The organism is Butyrivibrio sp. (assembly GCF_024699075.1).
On sequence record NZ_JAILQF010000188.1, the window covers coordinates 1 to 7,738 of the forward strand.

The window sequence follows — 7,738 nt, forward strand, 5'->3', positions numbered from 1 at the left end:
AGTTTTGCAGCACTAAATGGGATTATCGATATTCCCATATCGCACAGGCACCAGTTAAGAGACGTCATGACGCTCTCGTGAGAACATATGATATTTGCTTCAAAGCCGCAGTCTATGCAGGCATTTTTGATCTTGGATTCATAGAACCTTTGTATTATAAGATCCTGACCTTTTAGATCGCTGAAGTCAAAACTATCTTTTTCTGTAGAAAAGTATTTTGGAAGTGCGACTGCGCATAGGCTGTCTTCTGAATCTGTAACAAGGCAGTCTATATTAATAGAATTGTATTTGCTCTTATCAAAGTTATTCTTAATAATACACAGCTCTGTTGTATGCTGATCCAAAAGTTTTAGAAGACCCTGAGTATTGCTTTCATACATTTGAAGGTCAAGCTTGGGGTTGTTTTTCACAAATTCTTTCATGAAGTTTGGAAAAAAGAGTATTGCAAGAGAAGCTATACATCCAATATGAAGTGTTCCACTAATACCATTTTTCATATCGTCAAATATCTGGATAGTCTGATCAAAATCATGGGCTATAAGGCTTGCCTGCTGATACAAAACCCTGCCTTCATTAGTAAGAATAAGATTTTTACTTTTACGTTCAAAGAGCTTTACACCAAGCTCTTCTTCAAGGAGCATGAGCTGCTTACTAAGAGGCGGCTGAGACATGTGCAGTTTCTTAGCTGCTGCTGTGACTCCGCCTTCATCTGTAATTGTAAGAAAGTATTTAAGCTGTCTTATATCCATATTTACCCCCAACTGTTCTGAATAATTATACATACGATTTAGATATAAAAAATGATTAAAAATCCTAAAATAATAGGACAATAAATTGAAATAGATAGTAGCATGTTCTTCTGCCTTGGTCAATATTTACAGCTAATTATATTTTTGGGAATAAAATTGTGCAGGATGACGAAAGAGAAATTATCCATATCTAAAAGATATGGATAGATATAAAAAGGGTATTAGATTTTGGTCTGAAAATCCTGTAGTATTGCGTACATAGAAATACAGCACATGAACTTCCAAGCACATAGAAGTGCATCTTTGCACTTCTAAATATATCGAAGTTACATTCTGTAATTAAAAAAGCTTTACTAAAAGCAGAAAGGGAGTGAGGGCATGAAAATAGCAGTATGTCAGGGCGAATCTGTTGGAGGTTATCCCAAAAGAGATGATCTTATAGAATATTGGAAGCAGCAGCTTAATGCAATTCCTGAAGTAAGCGGCATAGATTTTTACGATATGTTCGATGAATCCTGGGCAGGTCAGTATGATGCAGTGATCGGAGCCTGGATAAGAGATGGATATTTTGGAGAAGAGTTTTTTAATAAATATCCAAAACTCAAATATATAGCAACACTTGGTCATGGATTTGGCAAAATAGATGAACTTGCAGCCAGAAGACATAATGTTACCTTTACTAATACAGTATACGGAGACATGACAATAGCACAGTTTGGATTTGGTCTTCTGATGGATATATGTCATCACATCGGTGATGAAGCAAGATTCTACAAGCAGATGCTTGATAATAATCACGGATTCACAGGAAGGAAGAAGGTTTGCACAAGGCAGATAGAACTATATGAAAAGACTATAGGAATTATCGGACTTGGAAATATAGGATTGTGGATGGCTAAGATGGCACAGGGTTTTGGAATGCATGTCATAGCTTATAGCAGACACAAGAAAGTGGGACCTGAATATAAAAATATTGAGCAGGTTTCATATTCAGAACTTCTTTCAAGAAGTGATGTGATATCAATCCATTGTCCTTTAACAGACCAGACAAGAGGTCTTGTGGACAAAGAATCTTTTTCCAAAATGAAAGACGGAGTAATAATTATAAATACTGCAAGGGGAGCTATTATTGATGAAGAAGCTCTTGTAGAAAATCTTAAATCAGGCAAGGTATATGCAGCAGGACTTGATGTTGTAGATGGGGAACCTGTTCATGAGAAAACTCCTATATTTGAATGTGACAATGCAACAATTACAGCCCATATAGCCTGGGCGCCTGAAGAGGCAAGGTACAGGACAGTAAGGATAGCAACTGAAAATCTTAGAAACTGGATTGCGGGGGAGCCTACAAGTGTTATTGCATAAAAAAATAAAGACTACGTGACAAAGACGTCTGAATTCCTATTAAAAGGATCGGGCGTCTTTTTTGCAGGTAGAAAGGAGAGGATGATATGAAAAGGTTGGAGATTGTTATAAGACCTGAAAAGCTTGAGGTTCTCCAGGAAATTCTGGATGAGTGCGGTGCACATGGAGCGATGGTTTCAAACATCCAGGGCTACGGCAATCAGAAGGGCCACAAATCTTTGTACAGGGGAGCTGAACTGGATATAGAGCTTATCCCCAAGATCAAAGTAGAAACAGTGGTTGATGATGAGCTTGTAGAAACCATAATCGCTCAGGTTCTAAAGGACATCAACACAGGAACATGCGGAGACGGAAAAATATTTGTCTACAATGTTGAGGAAGTTGTTCGTATAAGAACAGGCGAGCATGGAAGTAAGGCACTTTGATAGGAGGGTTAGGATATGGATGTAGAACTTTTGATGAATATAATGTGGACCATGTTAGGAGCTTTTCTTGTTTTCTTTATGCAGGCAGGCTTTGCAATGGTAGAAACGGGTTTTACCAGAGCTAAAAACTCAGGAAACATCTTAATGAAGAACATGATGGATCTGGTAATCGGATCAATCTTCTTTTTCCTTATTGGATTTGCATTTATGTTTGGAAGCGACAATGCAGTAATTGGTACTAAAGGCTTTTTCAATATAGAAGCTCTTGCCGATGAGAATGGAATGTTTAACTCACTCCCGATTGGCGTATTTATCTTTTTCCACACAGTATTTTGTGCAACATCAGCAACAATCGTAAGTGGAGCGATGGCTGAGAGAACTAAATTTATTTCATACCTTTTATATTCAGGAGCAATCAGTATTTTCATTTACCCTGTAACAGGTCACTGGATCTGGGGAGGCGGATTTCTATCACAGCTTGGATACCACGATTTTGCAGGATCCTGCGCAGTACATATGGTAGGCGGTGTGTGTGCCATTGTAGGAGCAGCAATCCTTGGACCAAGAAGAGGTAAGTACAGAAAAGATGGCAAAATAAAAGCTATTCCAGGTCACAACCTTCCACTTGGCGTTCTGGGCGTATTCATTCTCTGGTTTGCCTGGTTTGGATTTAACTGCGGATCAACTACAGCAGCAACAACAAACCTTGGTGACATAGCAATGACAACAAACCTTGCAGCAAGCGCATCAACACTGGTTACTTTGATCGTCACATGGGTAAGGTATGGCAAGCCTGATATTTCAATGACCTGTAACGGAGCACTTGCAGGACTTGTAGCAATAACAGCAGGAGCTGATGTAGTAACAGATTATGAAGCACTTATCATAGGAGCAATCGCAGGAGCACTTGTAGTATTTGCCATTGAGTTTGTTGACAGGATCTTAAAGATCGATGATCCGGTCGGTGCAGTCGGAGTACACGGCGTGTGTGGAGCATTCGGAGGCATCATGACAGGAGTGTTTGGAGAAGGATGCAGCTTTATAGTTCAGCTTCTTGGAACACTTGCAGTTATAGCATACGTACTTGTTGCAGCATTTATAGTATTTACAATCATCAATAAGCTTGTAGGACTCAGAGTTTCTGAAGATGAAGAAATAGATGGACTTGATGTTATGGAACATGGCTGCAGTGCTTATGCAAACTTCAATTTCCACAACGACAAATAAGAAGCTGGAGGTTATCAGTATGAAGAAACTGACAGTAGTTGTAAAGCATAGCAGAAGAAATGAAGTCCTGGAAATTTTTGAATCCTGTGCAGCTTACGGGATCATGATCGAAGATATTTCAGGCTATGGAAACCAGAGAGGCTCATCTACAAAATACAGAGGAGTTATCCAGCCGGTTACATGTCTTTCAAAGGTGAGAATAGAAACAGTGGGAGATGATGAGACTATACAGATCATAATAAATCTTTTGCAGGAAAGGCTCAAAACGGGGACCATCGGTGATGGCAAGCTGTTTATAGAAAACGTTGAAGACGTGGTTCGAATAAGAACAGGGGAACACGGCATAAAAGCTCTGTAAATATACTTGTACAAGTGCATATATGAATACGCATAAAAGTATATAAAAAGTATTTATAAAAAAGGCAGTAAAAGAGGAGATGGTCATAAGGTATGAGTGAGATAAAAGATGTGACAGCTCTTGAAAGGGCGCAAAAAGCAAGAAGAAATACAGAGAAAATGGGCACTGCTCCAATATTTCCACTTCTGCTATCGATGGCGATTCCGGGGCTCCTTGGAACCCTCACTACATATCTGTACAAAACAGCGGATCAGATGTTTGTAGGTAACTTTGTTGGAAGGAATGCTCTTGGAGGAATTTCAGTATTATCTCCCTTTAACAACGTGGTAATAGCTCTTACCCTCTTTATTACAGTAGGTGGGGCGTCAATGTTATCACTTGCAATGGGTAGACAGGATTATGAGAAAGCCAATAAGCTTTTTACCAATATCATCATTCAGGCCATCTTAATGGCATCTGTAGTATGTCTTATCTTTACTGTTTTTACAGAATCATTTGTAGCTTTGTGCGGAGCCAAAAAAGGCAGCGAAGTTTTTGGATACGCAGTTATATATCTAAGGATCACAGCTCTTGGCCAGCTCTTTAACATGCTAAATGTAGGACTTGCAGCGATCATAAGATCTGAAGGCAATACAAGATATTCCATGGTAGCCAACATGATAGGCGCTATACTTAATATTTTCCTTAATACACTTTTGATAGTGATATTTGAATTTGGAATATACGGCGCAGCAATTGCAACAGTTGGAAGCCAGCTGGTAGGAGCAATATTCTCAGCAGCATATTTTGTAAGAGGAAAGAGCAATCTTAAATGGGCAGGACTTAAAGTAGTTGACCTTGGGCAGATGGTAACTGTAGCCAAGATGGGAATCGCACCTTCGATATTCCAGATGCTTAGCTTTATCACAAACATAATGATCAATAAATCCCTTCAATACTACGGAGATATCGATCCTTATTACAGCCTCCTGGGAGGAGGAGAGCTTTGTATTTCAGCATTATCTGTTGTAAATACTGTAGAAGCTTTTATAACATCAGCCGCTTCCGGAATCAATCAGGCAGGAGCACCGGTTATAAGTTTTAACTATGGGAGAAAAAAGTTTAAGAGAGTAAGAAGAGCATCGATGACTTCTCAGGCAATGGCATTCTTCTTTGCAGCGATCATATGGACCATGATGATGCTGGCACCTGAATTCGTAATAAATCTTTTTAGTAAAGATGATGCGCAGCTCCTTGAATACGGCGTAATGGCTATGAGAACCAGTAAGATGTTCGCACTATTTGGTGGTTATCAGATGCTTGTAAGCATGTATTTTTCTTCCATAGGAAAACCAGAAGTAGCAACCTTTGTATCACTTTCAAGGCACGGAATCTTCTTCATTCCGGCACTACTTATCCTTCCAAGGATATTCGGACTTATGGGAGTCTTATATGCAACTCCGGTATCTGATGGATGCTCACTTGTAATAGTCACAATAATGTACATAAGAGAGATGAAGAGACTTGGAAGACTACATGAGGGAGAAGAATTTGATGACAGAAGCTGGATCGCTAAAGCTTTTAACCGGCATATAAAAGCGGCATAAAAAGGAGGTAGGGGAATGCTGAAGTATATTTTAAAAAGATTATTAGTTGGTGTTGTAACACTTTGGGCACTCATTACATTAACCTTCGTCCTGGTTCACAGGATGCCGGGAAGTCCATTTGAAGCAGAGAACCTGTCACAATCGCAGATAGATCAGCTTGAAGAAGCATACGGACTAAATGAACCGGAATGGAAACAATACGTTATCTATTTAGAGAATCTGATGCATGGTGAACTTGGTATCTCTTATAAAAAGAATATATCAGTTAACACTTTAATATCCAGAGGAGCACCATACACCATAAGAGTTGGTCTTATAGCATTTGGAATATCTGCAGTAATAGGTATTTCAATAGGTATATGGATGTCAGTTACAAAGAGTCAGATCATTAAAAACATTCTTTTGGCATACGCCACCATGGGAGTAAGCGTACCGGCATTTGTAATAGCCCTGTATCTGATGCTTTTATTCGGAGTATATTTAGGACTTTTACCTGTAGTAGGACTTACATCACCGATACATTATATTCTACCGGTTGCAGCCCAGGCCTTTGGACCTGTTGCAACAATTGCAAGACTTACAAAAAGTACATACATGGAAGCAACCCAGCAGGACTACGTTATCATGGCAAGAGCCAAGGGGCTTTCAACTTTCCAGATCATGTTCAAGCATGTACTTAGAAATGCACTCATACCTGTAATTACATATTTTGGACCGGCAATAGCCTTCACACTTACAGGAAGCTTTGTAATAGAACAGATTTATTCAATTCCAGGTATTGGAAGAGAATTTACCAACGCAATAACCAATAGAGATTACACAGTAATCCTTGGATTTAGCGTATTTATCGGAGCACTTATCATTGTTGCAAACCTTGTGGTTGATATTCTTTGTTCAATAGTTGACCCAAGAATCAAGCTTACAGATTAAGGGGGTGATTATATGGATGTAAGAATAAATGATGACTGGTTTTCACCACTACCGGAAGAAGAAAAGAACAGTGAATTCATAGCACTAGAGAGTAAGACATTTATTCAGGAAGCCTGGGAGAGATTCAGGAAGAACAAAATGGCTCTTGCAGGACTTGTGATCCTGATACTTATGGGAGCACTTGCAATAGTCGGACCTTTCCTATCACCCTATGAATATGATGCTCAGGATACAGCCAATGCATATGCGGCATTTTCTACAGAGCATATCCTGGGAACAGATAAATTTGGTAGAGACATATTCGTAAGACTCTGCTACGGAGCAAGGATAAGTCTTAGCATAGGATTTGGAGCAGCACTTATCAACAGCTTCATAGGAGTAATAATCGGAGGCATCTGCGGATACTTTGGAGGAAAATTAGATACTCTCATAATGAGAATCGTAGATATCATCTATGCAATGCCTTCAATGATCTATGTAATCCTTATCATGATGCTAAACGGAGCCAATGTTCAAAGTATCTTAATAGGTGTCTGTATACCAGGCTGGATAGGAATGGCAAGGCAGGTAAGAGGCCAGGTAATTGCTTTAAAGGAACAGGAATTTGCCTTAGCAGCACTGGTACTTGGAGCTACAGATAAGAGAATATTATTCAAGCACCTTATCATAAATGCGATTGGACCAATCATAGTTCAGATGACACTTCTTGTTCCAAGCGCGATCTTTACAGAAGCTTTTCTTAGCTTTATCGGAATAGGTATTTCAGCTCCAATGGCAAGCTGGGGATCAATGGCACAGGATGCCAGACAGGTGATGACAATTCACCCGGAACAGATGCTTCTTCCAACACTTTGCATCTGCCTTACAATTTTTTCCCTGAACTTCTTTGGTGAAGGAATCGGAGATGCCCTTAATCCAAAGAAGAAATAATAACGAAAGGATGGCCATGGATATGAGTGAAAATTTATTGGAGATAAGCCATTTAACAACTGAATTTTTAACTCCTAATGGAACTGTACAGGCTGTAAGAGATGTATCCTACAGCGTTGCTCCCGGAGAAGTACTTGGAATTGTAGGTGAATCCGGTTCCGGTAAAAG

At 39.4% G+C, this 7,738-nt stretch carries 8 protein-coding genes; 7 read left to right on the forward strand and 1 reads right to left on the reverse strand.

From position 1 onward, the window contains the following. The coding region (locus tag K6G87_RS07465; RefSeq protein ID WP_296835482.1) for a LysR family transcriptional regulator at nt 1-749 on the reverse strand (749 nt) is incomplete at its 3' end. A 378-nt stretch (nt 750-1,127) separates the two neighbouring features. Here K6G87_RS07465 and K6G87_RS07470 point away from each other — a divergent pair. The 7 genes from K6G87_RS07470 to K6G87_RS07500 all read left to right on the forward strand — a co-directional run bounded on the left by K6G87_RS07470 (nt 1,128) and on the right by K6G87_RS07500 (nt 7,570). Then, nucleotides 1,128-2,114 carry a 2-hydroxyacid dehydrogenase gene (locus K6G87_RS07470; RefSeq protein ID WP_296835484.1) on the forward strand — a complete coding sequence of 329 codons (987 nt, stop codon included), beginning with the start codon at nt 1,128-1,130 and terminating at the stop codon, nt 2,112-2,114. A gap of 86 nt (nt 2,115-2,200) precedes the next feature. Beyond that, nucleotides 2,201-2,539, forward strand: coding sequence for a P-II family nitrogen regulator (locus tag K6G87_RS07475; RefSeq protein ID WP_296835486.1), 339 nt, complete (start codon nt 2,201-2,203; stop codon nt 2,537-2,539). Between the two features lie 15 nt (nt 2,540-2,554). Then, nucleotides 2,555-3,766, forward strand: coding sequence for an ammonium transporter (locus K6G87_RS07480; RefSeq protein ID WP_296835488.1), 1,212 nt, complete (start codon nt 2,555-2,557; stop codon nt 3,764-3,766). Between the two features lie 19 nt (nt 3,767-3,785). Continuing rightward, a complete protein-coding gene (locus K6G87_RS07485) occupies nt 3,786-4,124 on the forward strand; it encodes a P-II family nitrogen regulator (RefSeq protein ID WP_296835491.1) in 339 nt (112 codons plus the stop codon). A gap of 92 nt (nt 4,125-4,216) precedes the next feature. Continuing rightward, nucleotides 4,217-5,710: an MATE family efflux transporter gene (locus K6G87_RS07490; protein ID WP_296835493.1), complete on the forward strand. Its 1,494-nt coding sequence runs from the start codon at nt 4,217-4,219 to the stop codon at nt 5,708-5,710. A gap of 15 nt (nt 5,711-5,725) precedes the next feature. Next, a complete protein-coding gene (locus K6G87_RS07495; protein ID WP_296835495.1) occupies nt 5,726-6,640 on the forward strand; it encodes an ABC transporter permease in 915 nt (304 codons plus the stop codon). A gap of 12 nt (nt 6,641-6,652) precedes the next feature. After that, on the forward strand, nt 6,653-7,570 hold the full coding sequence (locus K6G87_RS07500; RefSeq protein ID WP_296835497.1) for an ABC transporter permease: 918 nt from the start codon (nt 6,653-6,655) through the stop codon (nt 7,568-7,570). Nucleotides 7,571-7,738 lie beyond the last annotated feature (168 nt).

Bases quoted from the DNA above. Each gene is read 5' to 3' on its own strand.
- K6G87_RS07470 (WP_296835484.1), top strand. From the start codon at position 1,128: ATGAAAATAGCAGTATGTCAGGGCGAATCTGTTGGAGGTTATCCCAAA.
- K6G87_RS07485 (WP_296835491.1), top strand. From the start codon at position 3,786: ATGAAGAAACTGACAGTAGTTGTAAAGCATAGCAGAAGAAATGAAGTC.
- K6G87_RS07495 (WP_296835495.1), top strand. From the start codon at position 5,726: ATGCTGAAGTATATTTTAAAAAGATTATTAGTTGGTGTTGTAACACTT.
- K6G87_RS07500 (WP_296835497.1), top strand. From the start codon at position 6,653: ATGGATGTAAGAATAAATGATGACTGGTTTTCACCACTACCGGAAGAA.
- K6G87_RS07475 (WP_296835486.1), top strand. From the start codon at position 2,201: ATGAAAAGGTTGGAGATTGTTATAAGACCTGAAAAGCTTGAGGTTCTC.
- K6G87_RS07490 (WP_296835493.1), top strand. From the start codon at position 4,217: ATGAGTGAGATAAAAGATGTGACAGCTCTTGAAAGGGCGCAAAAAGCA.
- K6G87_RS07480 (WP_296835488.1), top strand. From the start codon at position 2,555: ATGGATGTAGAACTTTTGATGAATATAATGTGGACCATGTTAGGAGCT.